Origin of the sequence: Actinosynnema sp. NPDC059335, from assembly GCF_042752395.1 — a bacterium.
In the GTDB taxonomy this organism is placed as follows: Bacteria; Actinomycetota; Actinomycetes; order Mycobacteriales; family Pseudonocardiaceae; genus Actinosynnema.
In genome coordinates this window covers 19847-41508 of record NZ_JBHYXZ010000074.1, presented here as the reverse complement: position 1 = coordinate 41508, position 21662 = coordinate 19847, and the positions used below count along the sequence as shown (strand labels likewise).

General features: G+C 72.7%; 18 protein-coding genes. 10 read left to right on the top strand and 8 right to left on the bottom strand.

Translation table 11 applies throughout. From position 1 onward, the window contains the following. The first annotated feature begins 432 nt into the window (after positions 1 to 432). Both ACFXGA_RS22890 and ACFXGA_RS22885 read left to right on the top strand, forming a co-directional pair. Positions 433 to 1179 carry an SAM-dependent methyltransferase gene (locus ACFXGA_RS22890; protein WP_378090866.1) on the top strand — a complete coding sequence of 249 codons (747 nt, stop codon included), beginning with the start codon at positions 433 to 435 and terminating at the stop codon, positions 1177 to 1179. A gap of 254 nt (positions 1180 to 1433) precedes the next feature. Further along, a complete protein-coding gene (locus tag ACFXGA_RS22885; RefSeq protein ID WP_378090865.1) occupies positions 1434 to 2216 on the top strand; it encodes an ion transporter in 783 nt (260 codons plus the stop codon). Here ACFXGA_RS22885 and ACFXGA_RS22880 read toward each other — a convergent pair. The 4 genes from ACFXGA_RS22880 to ACFXGA_RS22865 all read right to left on the bottom strand — a co-directional run bounded on the left by ACFXGA_RS22880 (position 2213) and on the right by ACFXGA_RS22865 (position 6640). Then, positions 2213 to 3517 (bottom strand): NlpC/P60 family protein, encoded by a 1305-nt coding sequence (locus ACFXGA_RS22880; protein ID WP_378090864.1) that lies wholly within the window; start codon positions 3515 to 3517, stop codon positions 2213 to 2215. The genes ACFXGA_RS22885 and ACFXGA_RS22880 overlap by 4 nt on opposite strands. Before the next feature lie 171 nt (positions 3518 to 3688). Continuing rightward, the gene (locus tag ACFXGA_RS22875) at positions 3689 to 5221 is read right to left on the bottom strand and encodes an AMP-binding protein (RefSeq protein WP_378090863.1); all 1533 of its coding nucleotides are present in this window, start codon (positions 5219 to 5221) and stop codon (positions 3689 to 3691) included. A 56-nt stretch (positions 5222 to 5277) separates the two neighbouring features. Continuing rightward, the gene (locus ACFXGA_RS22870) at positions 5278 to 5862 is read right to left on the bottom strand and encodes a carbonic anhydrase family protein (RefSeq protein WP_378090867.1); all 585 of its coding nucleotides are present in this window, start codon (positions 5860 to 5862) and stop codon (positions 5278 to 5280) included. Positions 5863 to 5902: 40 nt separating this feature from the next. After that, a complete protein-coding gene (locus ACFXGA_RS22865) occupies positions 5903 to 6640 on the bottom strand; it encodes an NAD-dependent deacetylase (protein WP_378090861.1) in 738 nt (245 codons plus the stop codon). Positions 6641 to 6705: 65 nt separating this feature from the next. Between ACFXGA_RS22865 and ACFXGA_RS22860 the strand changes: the two genes are divergently transcribed. From ACFXGA_RS22860 to ACFXGA_RS22850, 3 genes are all read left to right on the top strand, one after another. Then, complete coding sequence (locus ACFXGA_RS22860; protein ID WP_378090860.1) at positions 6706 to 7185, top strand: hypothetical protein; 480 nt, start codon at positions 6706 to 6708, stop codon at positions 7183 to 7185. Continuing rightward, entirely contained in the window at positions 7182 to 8663 is a 1482-nt protein-coding gene (locus tag ACFXGA_RS22855) for a flagellar basal body protein FliL (protein WP_378090859.1), read from the top strand. Before ACFXGA_RS22860 ends, ACFXGA_RS22855 begins: the two co-directional genes overlap by 4 nt. A gap of 91 nt (positions 8664 to 8754) precedes the next feature. Then, positions 8755 to 9297 (top strand): DapH/DapD/GlmU-related protein, encoded by a 543-nt coding sequence (locus tag ACFXGA_RS22850; RefSeq protein ID WP_378090858.1) that lies wholly within the window; start codon positions 8755 to 8757, stop codon positions 9295 to 9297. Positions 9298 to 9312: 15 nt separating this feature from the next. Here the strand turns inward: ACFXGA_RS22850 and ACFXGA_RS22845 are convergent, their stop codons facing one another. Next, entirely contained in the window at positions 9313 to 9960 is a 648-nt protein-coding gene (locus tag ACFXGA_RS22845) for a hypothetical protein (RefSeq protein WP_378090856.1), read from the bottom strand. Beyond that, entirely contained in the window at positions 9957 to 10703 is a 747-nt protein-coding gene (locus tag ACFXGA_RS22840) for an ATP-binding cassette domain-containing protein (RefSeq protein WP_378090855.1), read from the bottom strand. The genes ACFXGA_RS22845 and ACFXGA_RS22840 overlap by 4 nt, the downstream gene beginning before the upstream one ends. A gap of 177 nt (positions 10704 to 10880) precedes the next feature. Between ACFXGA_RS22840 and acnA the strand changes: the two genes are divergently transcribed. The 3 genes from acnA (at position 10881) to ACFXGA_RS22825 (ending at position 17030) form a co-directional block, all read left to right on the top strand. Further along, positions 10881 to 13721: an aconitate hydratase AcnA gene (acnA, locus tag ACFXGA_RS22835; protein ID WP_378090853.1), complete on the top strand. Its 2841-nt coding sequence runs from the start codon at positions 10881 to 10883 to the stop codon at positions 13719 to 13721. A 349-nt stretch (positions 13722 to 14070) separates the two neighbouring features. Next, entirely contained in the window at positions 14071 to 15771 is a 1701-nt protein-coding gene (locus tag ACFXGA_RS22830; protein WP_378090852.1) for a VWA domain-containing protein, read from the top strand. Positions 15772 to 15914: 143 nt separating this feature from the next. Continuing rightward, positions 15915 to 17030 carry a hypothetical protein gene (locus ACFXGA_RS22825; RefSeq protein ID WP_378090851.1) on the top strand — a complete coding sequence of 372 codons (1116 nt, stop codon included), beginning with the start codon at positions 15915 to 15917 and terminating at the stop codon, positions 17028 to 17030. Here ACFXGA_RS22825 and ACFXGA_RS22820 read toward each other — a convergent pair. Beyond that, positions 16978 to 18579, bottom strand: a complete 1602-nt coding sequence (locus ACFXGA_RS22820; protein WP_378090850.1) for an alpha/beta hydrolase — start codon at positions 18577 to 18579, stop codon at positions 16978 to 16980. The genes ACFXGA_RS22825 and ACFXGA_RS22820 overlap by 53 nt on opposite strands. 496 nt (positions 18580 to 19075) lie before the next feature. Between ACFXGA_RS22820 and ACFXGA_RS22815 the strand changes: the two genes are divergently transcribed. Continuing rightward, positions 19076 to 19924, top strand: coding sequence for a transposase family protein (locus ACFXGA_RS22815; RefSeq protein WP_378090848.1), 849 nt, complete (start codon positions 19076 to 19078; stop codon positions 19922 to 19924). Between the two features lie 55 nt (positions 19925 to 19979). Here ACFXGA_RS22815 and ACFXGA_RS22810 read toward each other — a convergent pair whose 3' ends face one another. Continuing rightward, positions 19980 to 20729 (bottom strand): helix-turn-helix transcriptional regulator, encoded by a 750-nt coding sequence (locus tag ACFXGA_RS22810; protein WP_378090847.1) that lies wholly within the window; start codon positions 20727 to 20729, stop codon positions 19980 to 19982. Between the two features lie 102 nt (positions 20730 to 20831). Between ACFXGA_RS22810 and ACFXGA_RS22805 the strand changes: the two genes are divergently transcribed. Continuing rightward, positions 20832 to 21548: an SDR family oxidoreductase gene (locus ACFXGA_RS22805; RefSeq protein ID WP_378090846.1), complete on the top strand. Its 717-nt coding sequence runs from the start codon at positions 20832 to 20834 to the stop codon at positions 21546 to 21548. The last annotated feature ends 114 nt before the right edge of the window (positions 21549 to 21662 follow it).

Sequence of the window (21662 nt, the reverse complement as noted above, 5' to 3'; positions counted from 1 at the left end):
CAGGTGACGCCGCCGAGCGCGCCGCCGTGCAGCAGCACGACCGGCGGCCCCTCGCCCTGCCCGAGGTAGGACAGTTCCCCGTCGTCGAGAATCAATCGGCCGGCCGTCATGGTCCCCCCTGGACTTGACTTCCTCCCTGTGACCTTCGACGCTACCGAAGCGGGGGCCGTGCATTCGAGTGATCAGGAACATTTTTCCGCAATTTCCGGGCCGCATTCCGAGATCGCTCCGAATAGGGTTCATATCCACCCCTTGTCCACTGTGGACGTCCGGGGCGGGAAAAGCGGTGGACCGGCGGTGGCGGCCGGGCCTAGCCTCACCGCCGTCCGTACCCGATGTCCACGAATGAGGTGCTTCGCATGCCCGTCCGGGTCCCGGCCGCCGAGCGGCCGTTCACGCCGACCATTCCCCTGGACGTGAGGACCACCGGAAGTGGACATACCCCGTAGTTTCACCATCCGCGAAAGCACCCACCGCATCCACAACCCGATCGACGACGTCAAGCTCGCCGTCCTCGGCCGGGCGCTGCGGCCCCGGCCCGGCTGGCGCGTGCTCGACCTGGCCTGCGGGTCGGGCGAGATGCTGTGCACGTGGGCCCGTGACCACGGGCTGACCGGCGCCGGCGTCGACCTCAGCACCGCGTTCCTGGCCTCGGCGAGGGCGCGCGCGGTCGAGCTGGGCGTGGCCGACCGGGTCGAGTTCGTGCACGGCGACGCGTCCGGCCACGTCGCGGACGAGCCGGTCGACATCGCCGCGTGCGTCGGGGCGACGTGGATCGGCGGCGGCGTGCCGGGCACGGTGGAGCTGCTGCGGCGCAGCGTGCGCCCCGGCGGCCTGCTGCTGGTCGGGCACCCGTACTGGCGGCTCGACCCGCCCGACCAGGCCGCCGTCGAGGGCAGCCACGCCACCAGCCGCGACGACTACCTGTCGCTGCCGGGGCTGCTGGCCCAGTTCGGCGAGCTGGGCTGCGACGTGGTGGAGATGGTGCTGGCCGACCAGGACAGCTGGGACCGCTACGTCGCCGCGCAGTGGCTCAACACCAAGCGGTGGCTGGCGGAGAACCCGGACGACGAGCTGGCGCCCACCCTGCGCGCCGAACTCGCCGCCGACCCGGTCCGGTACGCGCGCTACCAGCGCGAGTACCTGGGCTGGGGCGTGTTCGCCCTGATGGACCGCTGACCCACCCGCGAGAGTCCTACACCCGCGCCGCGAGAGTCCAACGTTCACGCACCCCGAGTTCAACGCTCACGACGAGCGGTCGGTGACCTGAGCGTTGAATTCACGGGTCCTGGACGTAGGACTCTCGCGGCGCGAGGGGACGACTCTCGCGGTTTCACTCGATGAAGTGAATCCGGTCAAGCCGTACGGCCGGCACGCCGATGGGGCGGTGCTCGATCGGGCACCGCCCCAGACGCGTGCAGGAGGAGTTCGGCATGGCTTTGCGCGACCGCGTCCGCGACGTCGTGGACGGCAGGCGCTTCCAGCGGTTGGTCGTCGCGGTGGTCGTGGTCAACGCGATCACCCTCGGGTGCGAGACGTCACCGGCCCTGGTGTCCTCGGCCGGCGGCCTCTTCACGGTGCTCGACCGGGCCGCGATGGCGTTCTTCGTGGTCGAGCTGGCCGCCCGCCTGCACGCGCACCGCCTCCGGTTCTTCCGCGACCCGTGGAGCTGCTTCGACCTCGCCGTGGTCGCGGTCGCCCTGCTGCCGGCCGCCGGGCCGCTGTCGGTGATCCGCGCCCTGCGCGTGCTGCGCGCGCTGCGGCTGGTCGCGATGGTGCCGAGCATGCGCCGCGTGGTGACCGCGCTGGTGAAGTCGATCCCCGGCCTGCTCTCGCTGTCCGGCCTGCTCGTGCTGATGCTGTACGTCGCCAGCGTGGTCGCGGTGAACCTGTTCCGCGCCGGCGGCGACCCCCGGTTCGACGGCCTCGGCCCGACCGTCCTCACGCTGTTCCAGATCACCACCGGCGACGGCTGGTCGGACGTCATGCGCGACCTGATGGCGACCCAGCCGCTGGCCTGGGTGTTCTTCGTGGCCTACCTGCTCGTCGGCACGTTCACCATGCTGAACCTGTTCATCGCGGTCGTGTGCAACGCGATGGAGTCCGACGTGCCGGCGCGCCCCGCCACGCCCGACGACGCGCTGCTGGCCGAGATCCGGGCGTTGCGCGAGGAGGTCCGGTCGCTGCGCCTGGAACCGGCGGGCGAGCACCGCTAGAGCAGGCGCGTGGCGTACGGCATGATCCCGCCGTACCGCACCGGGGCGACCCGGACGTGCGACCCGGAGAACGGGGCCTCGACCATCATCCCGCCGCCGAGGTAGAGCGCGACGTGCGTGCCGCCGCCCGGTCCCCAGAACAGCATGTCGCCGCGCCGCGCCTGGGTCAGCGGCACCTTGCGGCCCGCGTTGTACTGGTAGCCGCTGTAGTGCGGCAGGTAGACGCCGACCCCCGCGAACGCGTACATCATCAGCCCCGAGCAGTCGAAGCCGACGTTGTAGTAGTCGCCGTGCGCGTCGCCGACGCCGCCGTCGCGGATGCCGACGGTCGGGCCGTTGTAGTTGCCGCCGCCCCACGAGTACCGCACGCCGAGCTGCGCCAGGGCACGCGCGACGACCGTCTCCACGGCCGCGCTGCCGCCCGGCGCGACGACCGGCTGCGGGCGCGGGACCTGCGGTTTCGGGGCCGCCGCGGCGAGGGCGGCCTGCCGGGCGGCTTCCTCCTCCTCGCGCCTCTTGTCCTCCAGCCACCGGTCGTACCGGGCCCGCTGCCCCTCCAGGCTCTCCACCGCGTGCAACGCCTGGTCCAGCTCGCCCTCGACCCGGGTCTTGTCGTCCTGGATGGCGCGGGCCGCGGCGGCCTGGCCCTCCTGCGCCCGCACGGCGTCCGCCTGCGCCGCGTCGGCGTCCCGCTTGGCCTGGTCGGCGGCGGCGCGCTTGCGGTCGGCCAGGTCGAGCGCGGCACGGGCGGCCGAGTCGGCGTTCGCCTGCTCGGACCGGCGTCGCTCGACGTCGGCCAACGCGTCCAGGCCGGCGTCGCCGACCGCCTCCAACAGCTGCGCGCGCGCCAGCAGGTCCTCGGGGCTGGACGCGCCGAAGTACGCCGAGACCGACCCGATGACGCTGCCCTGCTGGAAGCTCGCGGCGGCGAACTCGTCCAGGTCCGCGCGGGCGTCCTCGACGGCCCGGCCGGCGGCGTCGGCGGCGCCCCGGGCCGCCTCGGCGTCCCGGCGGGCCCGGTCGGCCTCCCCCTGGGCCGCCTCCAGGTCGACCCGGGCCTTGTTGGCCAGCTCCATCCGGTACGCGACGTCGTCGGTCAGCTCCTGGAGCCGGGACTCGGCCTCGGTGAGCCGGCCGGTCAGCTCGCCGACGCGGGCGGCCTTGGCGTCGGCCTCCTGCCGGCCGGCGGCGAGGTCGGCGTCGCTGGGGTTGGGCGGGGGTGGCGGGGCCGCGTGGGCCGTGCCGGCCAGGCCCACCGCGGTGGTCAACGCGATCACGACCGGGATCACCCATCGGGTCACGATTTCCGCCTCCCCGCGCACTCGGCCGATCGGCGTTACGCCGAACGGCGTGACACGGGGCCGACTCTGCCACTCCCGCCACATCGATTCCAACCGGCCCAGCATGAACATCAGCCACACGGGTAACAGCAGGCGCAGCGAGCCTCCCTCAGCCGGGTGACCTGATCACGCTCAGTTGACCTTGCGGTCGAGGCCCGCCCAGTACGGCTCGCGCAGCTTGAACTTCTGCACCTTGCCGGTGGCGGTGCGCGGGATCGCGTCGCGGAACTCGACCGACGTCGGCGCCTTGTAGCCGGCGAGCCGGGCCTTGCAGTGCGCGATCAGCTCGGCCTCCGTCACCTCCGCGCCCTCCGCCCGCACCACCAGCGCCTTGATCGTCTCGCCCCACTTCTCGTCCGGCACGCCGATGACCGCCGCCTCGGCGACCGCGGGGTGGGCGAACAGGGCGTCCTCCACCTCGATGGACGACACGTTCTCGCCGCCGGTGATGATCACGTCCTTCTTGCGGTCCGAGATCGTCAGGTGGCCCTCGTCGTCCAGCTCGCCGCCGTCGCCGGTATGGAACCAGCCGTCCGCCAACGCCTCGGCGGTGGCCTCGGGGTTCTCCCAGTAGCCCGCCATGACCACGTTGCCGCGCGCCAGCACCTCGCCGGTCCCCGACACCTTGAGCCGCACGCCGAGCCCCGGCGCGCCGGCCCGCGACAGCTTCCGCGCCCGCTCCTCCGCGGGCAGCGCGTCGTCGGCCGGCCGGGTGCGGTTGAAGGTCAGCAGCGGCGAGGTCTCGGTCAGGCCGTAGAGCTGGAGGAACTCCCAGCCCAGCTCCTCGCCGACGCGGGCGATGGTGCGGCTGGGCGGCGGCGCGCCGGCGCAGACGATGCGGACCCGGTCGCGGCCGGGGATCTCGCCGTCCCACTCCCGGGCGGCGTCGAGCACGGCGTTCCAGACGGCGGGCGCGCCGCACATCAGCGTGACGCCGTGGTCGCGGACGCGCCGGAGGATCTCGGTCCCGTCCACCTTGCGCAGCACGACCTGCGGCACGCCGAGCCCGGCCAGCCCGTAGGGCATGCCCCAGCCGTTGCAGTGGAACATCGGCAGCACGTGCAGGTAGACGTCGCGCTCCCAGACGCGGGCGTGCAGGGCGAACGTGACGGCGTTGAGCCAGATGTTGCGGTGGGTCATCCGGACGCCCTTGGGCCGGGCGGTCGTGCCGGAGGTGTAGTTGATCGTGGCGGTGGCGTCCTCGTCCGGCTCGCGCCACGGGCGCGGTTCGACGCCGAAGCGCATCAGCTCGGTCTCGGTCTGCTCGCCGAGCACGAAGCGGTGCGGCGCGGTGACGGCGTCCAGCTCCAGCTCCGGGTCCACGAGCAGCGCGGACGCGCCGCTGTGCTCGACGATGTAGGACACCTCGTCGGGCCGCAGCCGGAAGTTGACCGGCACCGCGATGCGCCCGGTCGCGGGCACGGCGTGCAGCAGTTCGAGCAGGCGGGCCGAGTTCTGGCTGACCACGGCCACCCGCTCGCCCTCGCCCAGGCCGAGCGCGTCGAACCCGGCCTGCCAGGCCCGGACGCGGGCGGCGAACCCGCCGTAGGTGGTGGTCGGCACGGGCGCGGCGGGCTGGTCGGGCTCGTCCACGGCGGCCGTCGTGTCGGCGAAGACCTGCTCCGCCCGGTCGAGGAAATCGGCGACAGTCAGGGGTACGCGCATACGTGGTGACCTTATGCACGCGTGCGCGCCGCGACCAGCGCCACGTCGGCCGATCGTCAGCCGGTGGTCAGCAGGAACCGGCGGTTGACCGGTTGCACGGGCCGCGGCCGGTCGGCGTGGGAGCGGACGAAGGCGCGCAGCGCCGGGTCCTCCACCTGCACCGGGTCGTGCATGACCACCCAGCTGACGATCTCGTCGAACCCGCCGGTGGTCAGCGAGCCCTCGTAGCGGTGGAAGCCGCCGCCCGGGAAGAGCTTCGGCAGGTCGATGCCGCTCGGCGGTTTCGCCTCGGACGGGCCCGGCTCGCCCAGGTCCACGAACACCGCGAGCACGCACGCCCGCAGCGCGTCGTCCGCGCCCAGGTGGACGGCGTGCAGCTCGGCGCCCCGCGCCCGGCCGCGCACCCAGTGCTCGCTCGGCCGATGGAAGTGGAGGTTGTCGAGCCGGAAGTCCCGGCCGGAGAGCGTCACCACGTGCTCGCCCCGCGGCCGGAACCGCCAGCCGTGGCCCTCCTCGGCGGCGGTGAACTGGTCGGCCCGCCACCGCACGGTCAACTCGTCCGCCAGCCCGGGGACCACCACCGCGTCGTGGAGGTTGATCGGCGACTGTTGATCTCCCATGCGGTCACGATGCCACCGCACCGGGTGCCCGGGTGGGTGGTCGATCGGCACGAACGGGTGGTCACCAGGTGCTCGGGTCGCCCCACGTGCGGATCGGGCCGGTCGCCACCACGGGCACGGCGGCCAGCTCCGGCAGCGCCGCGGCGGCCGGCGCGCGCACCACGGCGGCCGCCAGCGAGTCGTGCGGCGTCGGGTCCAGGTTGCAGATCACCACCGCCGCGCCCGCCCGCGCGGCCAGCGGCACCAGGCCCGCGGCCGGCTCCACCGTCAGCGACGTCCCGACCACGAGCATCGCGTCGCAGTCGAGCGCCGCCGTCCGCGCCGCGCGCAGCACGTCCGGGTGCAGCGGTTCGCCGAACGCGACCGCGGCCGGCCGCAGCACGCCGCCGCACACCGGGCAGCCCGGCGGCGCCTCGCCGGCGCGCACCCGGGCCAGGGCGTCCCCCGTCGCGCCGGTCGCGCCGCACGAGACGCACACCACCCGGGCCATCGACCCGTGCAGCTCCACCACCGACGACGACCCGGCCCGCTGGTGCAGCCCGTCGACGTTCTGGGTGAGCACCGACCGCACCCGGCCGGCGCGTTGCAGCGCGGCCACCGCGCGGTGGGCGGCGTTCGGCTCGGCCGTCCACAACGGATCGTCCAGCCAGGACCGCCACACGTCCCGCCGCACGCGCGCGGAGGTCAGGAACGACGACGCGTCGAACCGGAACCGCACCACCCCGGACTCCAGCGACACCCCCGCGCCGGTCAGCACGGTGATCCGCCGCGAGAGGGCCATCACGTCGCGTGCGTTCATGCCACCACCGTCCCACACGCCTGCGAGCATGTCGGCGTGCGCAGGACACCTCGGAGGAGCCGACCATGAGACGAGCGTCGGCGGGTCCGACCACCAGGCGCCGGGTCGGCGTGGTGCTCGGAGTTATCGGTTTGGTCACGGCGGTGGTGGGTTTCTTCCTGCCCTGGCTGCGTTCCGGGACGGTCACGCGGACCAGTTACGAAGTGCTCGCGCTGCGTGGTTTCGCCGGGTTGGACGGTGCGCAGGGCGAGGTGCTGCGCGGCGCGTGGGTCGCGCTCACCCCGTTGGCGGTGTGCTGTGTGGTGCTTTGGGCGGTGCGTTTTCACCGATTCGCGGCATGGGTCGCACTGGTGTTTGGCACGATTGCGGGAACGGTGGCGGCACTTGCCGCCGTCCAAGGGGGCGACGAGGGGGCATTGGTCGGGATCAGCCTGACCGGACCGGTGGTGACCCTCGGTGGTGCTGTGCTGGGGATCGCCGGGGCGATCACCGTGCTCACCGCGACATCCCGCACAGCGATCAGCACTCCAGGAGGAGCACCGTGACCTACCCAGGTGGCGGCGGAGGCGAATGGCCACCGCAGAACAACCCGTACGGCCAGCCGCAGGGCGGCTACCCGCAGCAGCCGGGCGGCTACCCGCAGACCGGTCCCCAGCCGCAGCAGGGGTTCCCGCAGGGCGGCTACCCGCAGACCGGCCCGCAGGGCTTCGCGCAGCCCCAGCACCCCGGTCAGCAGCCGGGCTTCGGCCAGCAGCCGCCCTACGGCCAGCCGCCGTACGGCTTCGCGGGCGGTGAGCCGCCGAAGAAGAAGCGCACCGGCCTGGTGATCACGGCGGTCGTCGCCGTCCTCGCGCTCGCCGCCGGCACCGTCGCCACGGTGTGGGCGCTGCGCAGCTCCGACGACGTGGCCGCGGGCGCGGAGAGCCCGTCCACCGCGGCGAACAACCTGCTCAGCGCGCTGGGCAGCGGTGACGTCCTGGGCATCATGAACGGCCTGGCGCCCGCCGAGGCCAAGCTCAGCAAGGACTACACCGAGGCCACGGTCGACGAGGCCAAGCGGCTGGAGATCCTGAAGAAGGACGCGGACCCGAACAAGCTCACCGGCGTCCAGATCAAGAGCGAGGGCATCAAGTTCGACGACGCCGCCGCGGAGAAGGTCAACGACCACCTGACGATCAACAAGGTGGTCGAGGGCAAGATCACGATCACCTCGGACGTCAAGCAGATCCCGTTGACCGACAAGCTGGTCGACGCGCTCGGCGCGGAGCTGCAGCAGGCCGGCACCGAGACCGAGACGCTGGACTTCGCCAAGGAGAAGGCCGACCGCGGCGGCAAGCCGATCGGCATCGCCACCATCAAGGTCGGCGACGAGTGGTACCCGAGCCTCTTCTACACCATCGCGAACGCCGCGCTGGAGCAGGAGGACCTGAAGTGGCCCGCGCAGGGCATCGCGCCGGCCGGCGCGGGTTCGCCGAACGACGCCGCCAAGCAGCTCGTGGAGAAGGCGCTCGCGGGTGACGTCGAGGGCGTCATCGCGCTGCTGCCGCCGGACGAGATGGGCGTGCTGCAGGACGTCGGCCCGGTGATCCTGGACCAGGTCGGCCGCACCCCCGCCACCGGCGCGAAGCTGGTCGAGCTGGAGACCGACGCCAAGGACGTCAAGGGCGGCACGCAGCTCACCATCCGCAAGCTGGTCGTGGAGGCCGAGGGCGAGCAGGTGGAGATCAGCCGGGACGGCGACTGCTACAGCGCGACGGTGCAGGGCCAGTCGCAGCGGCTGTGCGCGGACGAGATCGCGCAGCTCGTGGAGCAGCAGGGCGGCCGGAACATCCCGTCCGCCGCGGTCGACGTGATCGCGCGGGTCGGCGCGCAGGTGCTCAAGGACGGCGTCGGCGTGGTCGCCACCGAGGTGGACGGCAAGTGGTACGTCAGCCCGTTCCGCACCTACAGCGAGCTGTTCCTGACGCTGATGCGCGGGTTGGAGCCGAAGGACATCGACGAGCTGATCAAGGCGATCAAGTAGGTCGGACGCGCGACGCAGGGGTCCCCGGTCGGGGCCCCTGCTCTCGTTCCGCCGGGCGGACGCCCGCCCCTGACCCGGGAGTGACCGCACCATGCCCGACGACCGCCTCGTGCGGATCCACAGCGCCGAGTTCCGCGCCATGTCCGAGCGGGTGCTGCGGGCCACCGAGCTGACCTCCCGCCTCAACGTCCTGCCGTTCGAGGACGAGGCGGGCAAGGCGGCGCTGTTCGAGCAGATCCTCGGCCGGCCGCTGCCGGACCGGGTCACGATCCACCCGCCCTTCTACACCGACCACGGCCTGCGCCTGGACCTCGCGGAACGGGTGTTCGTCAACCAGAACTGCACGTTCCTGGACTACGCGGGCATCCGGCTCGGCCCGCGCGTGATGGTCGGGCCGAGGGCCACGTTCATCACGGTCGGCCACCCGGTGGACCCCGGGGAGCGGCGGGAGTGGCTGAGCGGCGGGCCGATCGACGTGGCGGAGAACGTGTGGATCGGGGCCGGCGCCACCATCCTGCCCGGCGTCACCATCGGCCGTGACGCCGTGATCGCGGCGGGCGCGGTCGTGGCCGACGACGTGCCGCCGTCCACCCTGGTGACGGGCGTCAAGGCGGCGGTGCGCCGGCAGTGGTGACGCCCGGTCCCGCCGCTAGCCCCGGCGCGGGCCCAGCGCGACGCCGAGCCAGGTCGCGCCGACCACGAACAGCGCCGCGACCACGCCGGAGACCGCCAGCGCCGAGGTGACGCCGTCGTCGTGCGACAGCGCCCACAGCACGTTGCCCACCGGCGGGGTGCGGCCGAACAGGAACACCAGCACGACCAGGCCCGTCGCGGCGAGCACGGACCACCCCGCCTGGGTGATCACCGGACGGCCGCACAGCACCCCCACGCCCACGCCGACCAGCGCGCACACCGCCAGCGCGGCGAACCCCTGCGCCACCGTGCCCGCCGGGTAGGGCCGCGACTGGGTCAGGACCGGCACCAGGGCGGCGACCAGCGCCACGCCCAGCGCCGCCAGCACGGACAGCGCCGTCACGGCCGCCTGCGCGCGGGCCCAGCCGCCCGCGGAGACGACGGTGACCGTCCGCCGCACGGGGTCCTCGGCGGTCGTGATGACGACCGTCAGCCACACCGACACGGGGTAGACGAGCACGCACGTCCCGGCGTACGCGGGCAGCGGCGGGCCGGCGTCGGAGGCGTAGAGCATCCCCAGCACGGCCGCGAGCACCAGCACCGGCGGCAGCCAGCGCTGCGTGCGCAGCACGTCCACCAGCAGGTACCGCACGAGCGCCGTCACGACCGCACGCTCCGCACCGAGCAGCCCAGGCGCAGCGCCTCGGCCAGCACGCCGTCGCTGAACCCGGCCCGCACCTCGACCCGGGCCCCGCCGCCGACCTCGTGCGCCGCGAACACCCCTTCCAACGCGCGGATCAGCGCGAACGCCTCCCCCACCCGGTCCAGCTCGATCACCACGCCGCCGCCCGCGGCCACCGCGCCCAGCGGCACCTCCCGCGCGCCGGGCAGGTCGTGCCCGTGGTGGTCGGTCAGCACGACGGCCGCCCCCGACGACGTCACCAGCTCGCCCAGCACCGCGCCCGCGGCGGCGTCCAGCCCGGACCACGGCTCGTCCAGCACCAGCAGGTCGGTCGCGTGCAACGCCTGGACCAGCGCGACCTTCTGCGTGTTGCCCTTGGACAGGGTGGCCATCGGCGCGTCCGGGTCGCCGACGAACCCCAGCGCCTCCACCAGGTCCCAGCGCAGCGGCACGCCGCGCACGGCGGCGAGGCGGCGCAGGTACTCGCGGGCGGACAGCTTCACGCCGGTGGGGAACCGCTCGGGGGCGTACCCGACCGACGCGCCGCGGCTCACCCGCCCGGTCGTCGGCGCGGTCACGCCCGCGGCCACGCGCAGGAGGGTGGACTTGCCCGCGCCGTTCCCGCCGCGCAGCACGACCACCTCGCCGGGCTCCACGGCGAGCGTGACGTCGCGCAGCACCCACGGGCCGCGGCCGTAGCGCTTGCCGATTCGATCAAGACGCACCACGGGTGTGATGATGCCCCGACCAAGGTAGGACCGGGTTGAAGCGGAATACAGGACACGCGTACTGTTTGGGGTGAGAGGGCGCCGCACCCGCGGGTGCGGAAGACTCGGCAGTAGTTCCCAACCGACTTTGCGCGTCACCAGATGGAGTTTCACGTGACAGGACCAGGGAGTTCCGTGCCTGCCGGCACTGGAGGCACGAGCAAAGACAGCTTCGGCGCCCGCGGCACGCTCACCGTCGGCGACGCCTCGTACGAGGTGTTCCGGCTGAGCGCGGTCGAGGGGGCCGAGCGCCTGCCGTACAGCTTGAAGATCCTGCTGGAGAACCTGCTGCGGACCGAGGACGGCGCGAACATCACCGCCGACCACGTGCGCGCGCTGGGCAGCTGGGATCCGTCGGCCGAGCCGGACACCGAGATCCAGTTCACGCCCGCCCGCGTGGTGATGCAGGACTTCACCGGCGTGCCGTGCGTGGTCGACCTGGCCACCATGCGCGAGGCGGTGACCCAGCTCGGCGGCGACCCGACGAAGGTCAACCCGCTGGCGCCGGCCGAGCTGGTCATCGACCACTCGGTGATCGCCGACATCTTCGGCCGGCCGGACGCGTTCGAGCTGAACGTGGACCTGGAGTACGAGCGCAACAAGGAGCGCTACCAGTTCCTGCGCTGGGGCCAGACCGCGTTCGACGAGTTCAAGGTCGTCCCGCCGGGCACCGGCATCGTGCACCAGGTCAACATCGAGCACCTGGCCCGCGTGGTGATGGTCCGCAACGGCCAGGCGTACCCGGACACGCTGGTCGGCACCGACAGCCACACCACCATGGTCAACGGCATCGGCGTGCTCGGTTGGGGCGTCGGCGGCATCGAGGCCGAGGCCGCCATGCTCGGCCAGCCGGTGTCGATGCTGATCCCGCGCGTGGTCGGCTTCAAGCTGCACGGCGAGCTGCCCGCCGGCGCGACCGCGACCGACCTGGTGCTCACGATCACCGAGATGCTGCGCCGGCACGGCGTGGTCGGCAAGTTCGTCGAGTTCTACGGCTCGGGCGTCGGCGCGGTGCCGCTGGCCAACCGCGCCACCATCGGCAACATGAGCCCCGAGTTCGGCTCCACCTGCGCGATCTTCCCGATCGACGCCGAGACCATCGACTACCTCAAGCTCACCGGCCGCACGGCCGAGCAGCTCGCCCTGGTCGAGGCGTACGCCAAGGAGCAGGGCCTGTGGCACGACCCGGCCGCGGAGCCGGTGTACTCCGAGACGCTGGAGCTGGACCTGTCGACGGTCGTGCCGTCGATCGCCGGCCCGAAGCGCCCGCAGGACCGCATCGAGCTGACCAACGCCAAGGAGGCGTTCCGCCAGGCGCTCGGCGCCTACGTCGCGCACGACGACGGCGTGGCCAACTCGCCGGTGGACGAGGCGTCGGAGGAGTCGTTCCCGGCCAGCGACCCGATCGCGGTGTCGGACGGCGACGCGGGCGGCAAGCCGCGCGTGTTCCAGTCCGCGGCCGAGGGCGCGGAGGGCCGACCGTCCAACCCGGTCAAGGTGACCGTGGACGGCGCGGAGTTCGAGCTGGACCACGGCGCGGTGGCGATCGCCGCGATCACGTCGTGCACCAACACGTCGAACCCGTCGGTCATGCTCGGCGCGGCGCTGCTGGCGAAGAAGGCCGTGGAGAAGGGCCTGGAGCGCAAGCCGTGGGTCAAGACGACCCTCGCGCCGGGCTCCAAGGTCGTCATGGACTACTACGAGCGCGCCGGGCTGCTGCCGTACCTGGAGAAGCTGGGCTTCCACCTGGTCGGCTACGGCTGCACCACGTGCATCGGCAACTCGGGCCCGCTGCAGGACGAGATCTCGGCGGGCATCAACCAGGGCGACCTGGCCGCGGTGTCGGTGCTGTCGGGCAACCGCAACTTCGAGGGCCGGATCAACCCGGACATCAAGATGAACTACCTCGCGTCCCCGCCGCTGGTGGTGGCGTACGCGCTGGCCGGTTCGATGGACAAGGACATCACCACCGAGCCGCTGGGCGTGGACCAGAACGGCGAGCCGGTGTACCTGGCCGACATCTGGCCGTCGCCGCAGGAGATCTCCGACGTCGTCGCCTCGGCGATCTCGCCGGAGGGCTTCACCAAGGGCTACGCCGACGTGTTCGCGGGCGACGAGCGCTGGCGGTCGCTGCCCACGCCGACCGGCAAGACGTTCGAGTGGGACGACCAGTCCACCTACGTGCGCAAGCCCCCGTACTTCGAGGGCATGCAGATGGAGCCGGCCCCGGTGACGGAGATCAGCGGGGCGCGCGTGCTGGCGCTGCTCGGCGACTCGGTCACCACCGACCACATCTCCCCGGCCGGCGCGATCAAGGCGGACTCGCCCGCGGGCAAGTACCTGACCGAGCACGGCGTCGAGCGCAAGGACTTCAACTCCTACGGTTCCCGTCGCGGCAACCACGAGGTGATGATCCGGGGCACGTTCGCCAACATCCGGCTGCGCAACCTGCTGCTCGCCGATGAGAACAACGGGCAGGGCGTGCAGGGCGGGTTCACCCGCAACTTCCTGGAGGAGGGCGCGCCGCAGACCACGATCTACGACGCGTCGGTCGCCTACGCCGAGGCGGGCGTGCCGCTGGTCGTGCTGGCGGGCAAGGAGTACGGCTCGGGCTCGTCGCGCGACTGGGCCGCGAAGGGCACCTCGCTGCTCGGCGTGCGCGCCGTGATCGCCGAGTCGTTCGAGCGCATCCACCGGTCGAACCTGATCGGCATGGGCGTCCTGCCGCTGCAGTTCCCCGAGGGCGGGTCGGCGGCCTCCCTGGGCCTGGACGGCACGGAGACCTTCGACTTCACCGGCATCACCGCGCTGAACGACGGCGAGACGCCGCGCACGGTGCACGTGGTGGCGACGAAGGCGGACGGCTCGAAGGTGGAGTTCGACGCGGTGGTCCGCATCGACACGCCCGGCGAGGCCGACTACTACCGCAACGGCGGCATCATGCAGTACGTGCTGCGCAAGATGGTGCGCGGCTAGGCGCCACGCCCGACGCGGAAGGGCCGTCCACCCCTGCGGGTGGGCGGCCCTTTTCGATCACCGCGAGAACGCATCACAATTGCACTTTTACCCGTAACGATCCCCAGATCAAAAACGACCGCCCATTCCCCCTAGGCCATCCGGGTGAACAAATTGCTCCACCCCGGAATTCGCGCCTAACCTCGTCATGCCGACGCCATCCGAGACGCAGGGCGTTGTCATTCGGTGCGATCCTGCCTGGTCCGCACCTGTTCGGGGATTGACTCAACCGGCATCAACGGAATGCGCGAACGTGATTCCAGAGGGGATTTCACGTCTACTCGGCGCGCACGAGGAGGTGCGACACCGAATGCAGCAGAACACTCGAAGACGGGCCTGCGGCGTGACCGCGATCCTGATCGCCGCGCTCGCGGCGCCACTCGCGACCACCACCGGGGCGACCGCCGCCGGCGGCACCGTCACCGGGACCAAGGCCCTGGGAGCCACCGACATCGCGTGCGGCGGTTCCGTCCCGGTCACCGTGACGCTCGACGCCCAGACGGGCATCGCGGGCGCACCGGTGGACATCGAACTGGTCCTCGACCGCTCCGGCAGCATGCAGGGGGCCATCGGCGACCTGAAGGCCGCCGCCAAGTCGTTCGTGGACATCATCGACGAGGCCACCGACGGCTCGCTGAACGGCGTGGTCGCCAACGGCAGCCGCATCGGCGTGGTCAGCTTCTCCGACAACGCCTCCGTCGACACCGGGCTCACGGCCGACGCGAACGCGGTCAAGGCGGCCATCGACGCGCTGGTCGCGGGCGGCAACACCAACCACTCCGCCGCCATCTCCACCGGCCAGGCGCAACTGGCGGGCTCGCTGCCCGGCAACGCCAAGAAGATGATCATCATGACGGACGGCGTCACCACCGTCGGCGGTGACGCGAGCGACGACGCCCTGGCGGCCCGCAACGCGGGCACCGAGATCTTCGGCATCGGCCTCGGCGCCGTCGACGCCAACGAGATCCGGGACTGGACCACCGATCCCGACGCCACGCACTACTACCAGGCCCCGACGCCCGCGCAGCTGCACGAGGTGTTCGAGGCGATCGGCGCGGCCATCGTGGTGCCCGCGGCGACCGGCGTGACCGTGATCGACACGGTGGCCCCGCAGTTCTCGGTCAGCGGCGCGGCGGTGTCCAAGGGCTCGGTCGCCCAGAACGGCAACCAGCTCACCTGGACCATCGCCGAACTGGCCACCGAGACGGTGACGCTGACGTTCACCGCGACGCACCTCCCGGCCGCCGGCGGCGGCGCGCTGGCGGTCAACCCGTCGGTCGCCTACACCGACGCCGAGGGCCACGTCGTGACGTTCGGCAACCCGACGGTGAACGTGCGCGGCTGCGCCGCGTTCATCGACGTGGAGCCCGAGCACGCGGTGAACGAGCTGGGCACGCCCGGCCAGACGCACACCGTGACCGCGACCGTCACCGACGACTTCGGCGACCCGGTCGCGGACACCCCGGTCGACTTCACGGTCCTCAGCGGCCCGAACGCGGGCGGCGCGGGCAACGGCGACACGTCCGCCGCGGGCACGGTCGACTTCACCTACCCGGCGACCCAGGGGCTCGCGGGCCTCGGCCAGGACTCGATCCGCGGCTGCTTCACCCACGCCGCCGGCCACCGGGTGTGCGACGACGTGCTGAAGGACTGGGTGGACACGACTCCCCCGGTCGTCACCTGCGCGCCGACCAACAACCCGGGCGGCGGCACCGTGCCGCCGGCCGGCAACGAGGACGGGTTCTTCGTCCTGACCGCGACCGACGCGGTCGACCCGAACCCGCAGGTCTTCGTCTCCGACTCGGCGAGCCCCGCCGTCTTCGGCGGATTCCCGAGCGGCACGAAGATCAAGCTGGTGCAGGCGCCGGGCGCGACGCCGAACCAGAAGCCCGGTGTCGGTGACATCGACTGGCGGATCACGCTCAAGGGCGACGCCCTGGTTTACGGTGTGGACGCCTCGGGCAACCGGTCGGCTCCGGTGAGCTGCCTGGTCCCGCCGCCGCCGAAGTAGCGGCCGCGGGTGAGGGGCGTCCACACCCGGGACGCCCCTCACCCCCCGCGTCGGCCTGGCGGACCGCGCGCCTGCCCTCGTTGCGGGAGGGTGGGCGCACGCGCGGTTCGGCCACTCGGCAGGGTCGATAGGGTTGCGTGCTCGTGGGGGCCGTCGTGTGGGTGTTGCCGGTGTTGGCCGGGCTGGTGCTGCCGTTGGCGGTGCACGGTCCTCCGGTCGGGACGTCGATCTCGCTGGTGGTCGCCGGCCTGCTGCTCAAGGCGCGGCAGGTGCACGCGGAGAAGCCGGGCGACTGGTTCCCGTTGCTGGTGACGGGCTCGACCGTGTTCGCGCTCGGGCTCGGCCTGGGTGCGGCCGAGTGGGTCGTGGACGACCTGTTCGTCACGGTGGGGTCGAGCGTGGTCGACCTGGTGCGGTACCTGGTCGGCGTGGCGACCGCGCTCGGGCTGGGGTTCTGGGCGTGGCGGGCGCGCAGCGCGGTGGTCGCGGTCACGGCCGTGGCGTACCTGACCGCCGTCCAGTACCTGCGGGAGGCGCCGGTCGAGGACTTCGGCTGGTTCGCCTACGCGCCGGTCACGGCGGACGAGCCGGCGCCGATGTGGTTGCCGCCCGACGTCGCGTCGAGCCCGGAGTTGGTGCTGATCGCCGGTGCGGTGTTCGCGTACGCGCGGCTGGACCGCGTGCGACCGTGGCACGTGTTGGCGATCGTCGGCTTGCTGGGGTCGTTGTGGCACTACAGCGCGCTCGCGCTGCTCGTCGCGGCCGTGGTGGCGGCGGCCTACGACCTGAACGCGCGGCGTCCCGGCGCGTGGTACCCGTTGCTGCTGGTCGGCGTCGGTCTGGCGGTGTGGCCGGTGCTGACCGCGCTGACCGCGCCGACGTGGGTCGATCCCCGGCTGGAGGGGCTGCCGGACGGCGCCTACACGACGTTGGTCGGCATCGAGATGAACGCCACGGCGTTCGCCGTCTCCCACGTGGACCACGACGAGTCGGCCGCCGCTTTCGCCGTGGCCGCGGGGCTGGTGGTGTGGGCGTGGCGGAGCAGGAGCCCGGTCGTGTTCCTCACCGCCGCGGCCTACGCGGCCGCCGCCTACCTCGACGCGGCGGCGCACCCGCTCCTGCTGGGCACGTGGCAGCCGCCGGTGGAGCTGGTGGTCCTGGCGGGTGCGGCCGTCGCCCTCGCGACGACGACCGCACCCGGAGCCGTCAGAACGGCTGGACGTTGGGCTGGAAGACCTGGCCGTTCGCCGGGGCCTTGAGGTCGACCAGGTAGTCGGTGACCGCGGTGTCCGCGCCCGCGCTGTCGCCGAGGATGCAGTGCCCGAACGCGTCCACGCTGATCAGCCGCGCGTTGCCGAGCTGGCGGGCCATGCGCTTGGCGAAGTCGTACCGCGTGGCCGGGTCGTAGTAGTTGCCCACCACGACGACGGGGTTGGGCGTGCGCCGGTTCCACGGCCCGTCCCAGCGGTCGGGGCGGGGCACCGGCCACGTCGCGCACGTCAGCAGGTCGGACGCGGCCTGCTGGCGGCCGAACGTGGGCGACTCCCGCTCCCACTGCGCCGCCACGAGCGGGAACAGCTGCGGCGCGCGGAGGAACGGCTTGTCCGTGCAGTTCACGCCGTAGTACGAGTCGTCGTACAGGTACTCGGTGTCGCCGACGCGCCCGGCCCGGATGTCGGCCAGGCCGTGCTTGTTCGCGAGCGGCGGGAGCAGGTCGGCCTGGGCCTGGGCGGAGAACGTCGCCGCCTCGGGGTGCAGGACGGCGTACACGCTCTGGAGCCAGGCGGCCAGCGCCTTGAAGCGGGTCGGCGCGTACAGGTCACCGGTGACCCGGCCGATGTAGTCGGCGTAGGTGACGGCCTCGCCGGTGGGCAGCGTGAGCGGCCGGGTGCGCAGGTGGTCGCGCACCTCGTCGAACTTCGCCCGCGGGTCGCCGTCGCTGTAGGCGCACTTGTCGCCCTCGGCGTCGCAGCGCTTCAGGAACGCGTCCAGGGCGATCTCGAAGCCCTGCGCGCGCTGCCGGTCGTACTCCGTGCCGTTGGAGGTGCGCAGCGCCGGGTCCACGTTGCCGTCCAGCACCAGGGCGCGGGACTTCGAGGGGAAGATGTTGGCGTAGGTCGCGCCGAGCAGCGTGCCGTAGGAGAAGCCGACGAAGGTGAGCTGCCGGTCGCCGACGCCCTCGCGGAGCAGGTCGAGGTCGCGTGCCACGTCCTCGGTGGACATGTGGTCCAGCAACGGGCCGGCGTTGCGGGCGCACGCGTCGGTGTAGTCCTTGGTCGCGACCGTGGTGTCGCGGATCTCGGTGCGCGTGACCGGGATGGCGGACATGCGGCCGAAGACCTCTTCGGCCTCCTCCAGGGTCTTGAAGCAGCGCAGCGGCGTGCTGCGGCCGACGCCGCGCGGGTCGAACCCGATCAGGTCGAACCGCTTCATCACCTCGGGCTGGAAGAACGAGCTGCCGTAGGCCGAGTAGATCAAACCCGCGCCGCCGGGGCCGCCGGGGTTGATGAAGAGCGAGCCGATGCGGTTGGCCTGGTCCTCGGCCGGGCGCTTCATCAGCGCGATGGTGATCTGCGGCCCGTTGGGCTTGCGGTGGTCCAGCGGCACGGGGTGGTTGGCGCAGCTCACCTTGTCGCGCTGGGCGGCCGGGATCTCGGCGAGGACGTCGTCGGCGCAGGTGGTCCACTGGATCGGGCGCTGTGCTCCCGCCCGCGCTTCCTGCGCGGCGGCGGGACCGGTGCCCACGAGGCCGGACACCGCGGTGCCCATGGCCAGCGCGAGCCCCAGGGCTCTGGTTCGGAGTTGCATGCGGCGCTCCCTCGGTCTGCCGGACGTCGCCCCTCAGTAAGTGCTCCGCGACGCCATCGCGCGAGGTTGTCACCCGAACGCGTTCCGCAACACCCGCAGAACGGAGGTTTCACCCCCGACCACCGGTCCTTGCCAACCGGCGTGTCCTACGTCCGCGTCACCCGTGTCCTACGTTCGGAACACCCGAGTTGAACGCTCGGAACACGACGGGCGGGCTCCTGGGCCACGACTTCAGCGTCCACCACACTGGGCCCGGTTCGCCGGGTCGGCTCGGCGGCGGACGGCCCGGCGGCAGCGTTCACCGACCACGGCGTGCGTGACGAGGTCGCGGTTGCGCGGCCTTCGCGGCTCCAACCCGTAGCACGATGCAGGCCGTGATTTCTGTTTTCGCGTGCCGGCACGGGGGTCCGCGTCCTGAGCGTTGAATTCAGGGATCCTGAACGTACGACACACGCGTTCTGAGCGTAGGAGCGTTATTCAGAAGGTTGATCTTGGGGTGGCAGCGCAACAGCCCCGTCTGGGTAGGGTCGGTTTCCTCTCACAGAAGCTCGACCAACCACAGGACGGGGCTGTTGCCTACCAGTCTACGACCGGGCTCGACCACGACCAGATCCAGGAACTGGTGGGCCGGATCCACCAGGTCCTCGGACCGTCCGACCGACGGCCGGGACGCCCGCCGGTGCTGGGCCTGTACCGGTCGGTGCTGCTCACACTCGTGCTGTTACGCCAGAACCTCGCCCAGACCGTGGCCGCCGAGTGGTTCGGCGTCTCCCAGTCCACCGTCTCCCGCGTCTTCCGGCGGATCGCACCGCTGATCGGCCAGGTGCTGTGCCCGCACACCCCGCCCCTGCCCGAGGCACTGTCCGGGCGGGTGGTGCTGGTCGACGGAGCACTGATCCCCACCCGCGACCACGCCTCCCACCGCAAGCCCAACTTCAACGCCAAACACCGACGGGCCGGCGTGACCGTGCAGGTCATGGCCACCCTGGACGGCAGCCTGCTCGCCGTGTCCGACCCGGTCGAAGGCCGCACCCACGACAAGACCGCCTACATCCTCACCGGCCTGGCCGACCTGCTCGCCGACCACGAGGTCGTCGCCGACCTGGGCTACCAGGGCACCCCGACCATCCGGCCCCGCCGCAAACGCCCCGGCCACAAACACCACACCCCCGCCGACAAGATCTGGAACACCAGCGTCAGCCGGATCAGGTGGGCGGTGGAACACGCCATCGCCCACCTCAAGGCCTGGAAGATCCTCGCCACCGGCTACCGCGCACGCCTGGCCGAACTCCCCACCGTCATCCGCATCGTCACCAACCTCGAGCACTACCGCCAAGGCTGGTGACCTTCTGAATAACGCTCTAGGACACACGCGTTCTGGGCGTAGGACACGCGGGGGTTTAGGGGGTGGGGCGGAAGACGGCGAGGCGTTGGCCGTCGGGGGCGGTCAGGATTTCCGAGGTCAGGTCGAAGGTGCGGCCGGTCCCGTCGCGGAACGTGCGGCGCGAGCCCGTCTTGACCTTCACGTCGTAGTGGCGCCACAGGTCGGCGAACTCGGCGCTCGTCGCCGACAGCTCCGCCACCAGGGCGGCCAAGGCCCGGGGCGGATCGGTGGCGGCGACGGTCCGCAGGTGCGCCACGCAGTCGCGCGCCATGTCCTCCCACACGACGAACACCTCTCGCGCACGGGCGTCGGTGAACACGTAGCGGACCAGGTTGCCGCACTCGCGCACGCCCGGCAGCAGCCGGGCGCCCTCCGGGTTCACCGCCAGCACGGTGCTGACCTGGTCCAACACGTACGCCGCGGTGGGTCGCACGGCCTCCAGCAGGTGCAGCAGCCCCGGCCGGGGCGCACCCGCGCCCGACGGGGCCGGCCCCGAGGCGAGCCGCGCCAACGCGTGCAGGTGCGCCCGCTCGTCGTCACCGAGCCGCAGCGCCGACGCCAACGCGTGCAGCACCGCCGCGCCCGGGTTGGTGTCACGCCCCTGTTCCAGCCGCGTGTAGTAGTCCACGCTCACGCCCGCCAGCGCCGCCAACTCCTCCCGGCGCAGCCCCGGCGTCTGCCGCCGCCCCACCCCCGCCGGCAGGCCCACGTCCGCCGGTCGCACCCGACCGCGCCTGCTGCGCAGGAACTCGCCCAGCTCACCCACGCCCCGAGTCTCGCACCCCCGCCCGGCACCGGGGGTGGCCCCGCCGGGACCAGGCCCGCGCCGGTCTCCCGCCGACCGCCCGCCCACCGCGACGCTGCTCCCATGACACACGTACTCGTCATCGGCGGCGCCTCCGGCATGGGCCTGGCGCTGGCCCGGCACCTGCTGGACCAGGGCGCCGCCGTCACGATCGCCGGCCGGTCCGCCGAACGGCTCGCCGACGCCGCCCGGACCCTCGCACCGCACGGACGACCGCGCACCGGCCAGGTGGACATCACCCGGGAGGACGACGTGCGGCGGCTGGCCGAGAGCACCGGCCCGCTCGACCACGTCGTCGTCACCGCGGTGGACGCGCGCGACGCCTACTTCCCCCTCGCCGACTTCCCCTTGGAGCACGCCCGCAGCGTGCTGGCCACCAAGCTGCTCGGCCCCTGGCTGGTCGCCAAGCACGTCGGACCGCACGTGGCGCCCGGCGGCTCGATCACCTTCACCTCCGGCGTCGCCGCCCACCGGCCGGGCACGGGCGCGTCGGTGCTCGCCGCCGCCAACGGCGCGCTGGAGGCGCTGGTCCGCGCCCTGGCCCTGGAACTCGCGCCGGTCCGGGTCAACGCCGTCTCGCCGGGGTGGGTCGACACCCCCGTCTGGGACGTCCTGGCCGGCCCCGCCAAGCACGACCGGCTCGCCGCGATGGCCGCCCGCTTGCCGACCGGCCGCGTCGGCACGCCGGACGACCTCGCCGAGGCGTTCACCGCGGTCCAGCGCAACCACTTCATGACCGGGTCGGTCCTGCACGTCGACGGCGGCCACCGGCTCGTCTGACGGGGCCCGGGGGGGGGGGGGGCCCGGCGGCCCCCCCCCCCCCCCCCCCCAAAACCCCCCCCCCCGCCGCCGGGCCGCCCCCCCCCCCCCGCGGGGGCCCCCCCCCCCCCCCCG

Bases quoted from the DNA above. Each gene is read 5' to 3' on its own strand.
- ACFXGA_RS22865 (WP_378090861.1), bottom strand. From the start codon at position 6,640: ATGAACGCACGCGACGTGATGGCCCTCTCGCGGCGGATCACCGTGCTG.
- ACFXGA_RS22860 (WP_378090860.1), top strand. From the start codon at position 6,706: ATGAGACGAGCGTCGGCGGGTCCGACCACCAGGCGCCGGGTCGGCGTG.
- ACFXGA_RS22820 (WP_378090850.1), bottom strand. From the start codon at position 18,579: ATGCAACTCCGAACCAGAGCCCTGGGGCTCGCGCTGGCCATGGGCACC.
- ACFXGA_RS22805 (WP_378090846.1), top strand. From the start codon at position 20,832: ATGACACACGTACTCGTCATCGGCGGCGCCTCCGGCATGGGCCTGGCG.
- ACFXGA_RS22850 (WP_378090858.1), top strand. From the start codon at position 8,755: ATGCCCGACGACCGCCTCGTGCGGATCCACAGCGCCGAGTTCCGCGCC.
- ACFXGA_RS22830 (WP_378090852.1), top strand. From the start codon at position 14,071: ATGCAGCAGAACACTCGAAGACGGGCCTGCGGCGTGACCGCGATCCTG.
- ACFXGA_RS22885 (WP_378090865.1), top strand. From the start codon at position 1,434: ATGGCTTTGCGCGACCGCGTCCGCGACGTCGTGGACGGCAGGCGCTTC.
- ACFXGA_RS22875 (WP_378090863.1), bottom strand. From the start codon at position 5,221: ATGCGCGTACCCCTGACTGTCGCCGATTTCCTCGACCGGGCGGAGCAG.